Genomic DNA, 2,005 nt, shown 5'->3' on the forward strand with positions numbered 1-2,005 from the left:
ATATTTATTTTAACTAATAAATTAATATTTATAAAAAATTATTTTTTTATTTTTTTGAAATATCTATTTTTCTAATTAATTTTTTTAATTAGTAAATGTTTTTCAATTTTAAGTATTATTTAATATAATTCATTATAAAAAGGTTTAAATATGTTTTATTTAATTGGTTTAGGATTATTTGATGTTACAGATATGTCACTTAAAGCTATTAATGCTTTAAAAGAAGTAGATACTGTTTATGCAGAATTTTTTACTTCAAGATTAATGGGATCTAATTTAAAATCTATTGAAGAAATTATTGGTAAAAAAATTAATGTTTTAGTTCGTAATGAAGTTGAAGAAGATAGTTCATTTATTGAAGAAGCTAAAACTAAAAATGTTGCTCTTATTACTGGTGGTGATCCATTAATTGCAACTACTCATTCTGACTTTTTAGTTCAATGTTCTAAAAAAGGAATTGGTTATCAAGTTATTCATGGTTCATCAATTATATCTTCTGCTCCTGCTATTAGTGGTCTTCAAGCATATAAATTTGGTAAAGTAACAACTATTCCTTTTCCAGATCATAATTTCTTCCCAAAATCTCCTTATAATGCAATTAAAGAAAATCTTGATATGGATATGCATACTTTAGTTTTACTTGATATTCAAGCTCATAAAGATAGATATATGACTATAAATCAAGGTCTTGAATATTTAATGAAAGTTAAAGATATTCTTCCAGAGGAAGAACAAGTAATAAATGAAGATACTTTAGCAATTGGTATTGCACGTGTAGGTTCTAAAGAAGGTATTGTAAAAGCAGGTAAAATAAGTGAATTAATTGATTATGATTTTGGAAGTCCACTTCATTGTATAATTATTCCTTCTAAATTACATATTGTAGAAGCAGAATACCTTGTTTATGTTGCTGGTGCTGATAAAAGTATTTTAGATGATTGTTAGTTTAATATATTTTTATAAAAACTTTTTTTATTTTTTTTTTATTAATAAAATGAATTTTATTAATCTATTTTTTATATTTTTAAATATTTTTTTAATTTTATTTTTAAATTTACTAAAATTTTTAAATTATTATTTTATATTAAATTTAGTAAAAGTTTTAAATTAAATTTAAATTATATATTTAATCTTAAATTTGATAAAAATAGTATTTATTAAATATATTTCTATAAATCTTTTTTAAAAATAGTTTTAGTTAGGGTGAGGACACAACTTCGTTAGTTTCTAATCAAAACCAATTATATTGGTTAATATTTTTATAGTTATGTCCTTTGTTTTCTAAATCCGTTTACATATGGAGATTTATTATATTATTTCTATAAAAAATACTTCCCTAATTACTATTATTATTCTTTTAGTTTATAAATTTTTATAAATAATTTTTTCAAGTATTTTAACTTATTTTTATTTATTATTAAAAATGAAATTTATTAATTTATTAAATTTTATTAAATTTATTATGCGGATTTTATATTCCTTTTAATAAATTTATTATACATATTTTTCTTTTTATCCTAATTTTATTAAATTAATTTTTATATTTTAAAAATAGTATTTTTGATTAAAATTAATAAAATTGATATTTTTATTTTTTTCTTTAAATAAGCTTTAAAAATAGTTTTTTAATAAAATAAAAAGAGTATATAAATGTGTAGGGTATTAAGAATTTTTTTACAGATAATATTTTATTTAGTGGTAAGTAATTTTATGATTTTAATTCTCAATATTTATATTACTCTTTTATTTTATATGAATTCTCTAACTTTTAGTATAGATTATAAAATGGTTGAGATATTCAAGATGTGTAGATTTATGCACATCGTATAATAATTTATTTTTATAGTTTATAAATCTTTTTATTTTTTTCTAATACATAAATATTTTAAAATTTTTTAATTGTTCATTTTAGTTTTTAATATTATAATATATTTTTATTTAAATTTTAAAAATAATGATTTATTTTATTTTTTTTAAAAAAATTTAAGTATGCTTAAATTATATA

Annotated in this window: 1 protein-coding gene; it reads left to right on the top strand. The window is 17.6% G+C overall.

All coding sequences use genetic code 11. The annotated features are described in order from the left end of the window. Positions 1-150: 150 nt before the first annotated feature. Positions 151-945 (top strand): diphthine synthase, encoded by a 795-nt coding sequence (dph5, locus tag BGI41_RS07860; protein ID WP_088540146.1) that lies wholly within the window; start codon positions 151-153, stop codon positions 943-945. Positions 946-2,005: the final 1,060 nt, after the last annotated feature.

It is taken from the genome of Methanobrevibacter sp. 87.7, assembly GCF_002208625.1.
Lineage (GTDB): Archaea > Methanobacteriota > Methanobacteria > Methanobacteriales > Methanobacteriaceae > Methanarmilla.

What these genes read in the sequence shown, in the direction of transcription:
- dph5 (WP_088540146.1), top strand. Translation starts at nt 151, where the DNA reads ATGTTTTATTTAATTGGTTTAGGATTATTTGATGTTACAGATATGTCA.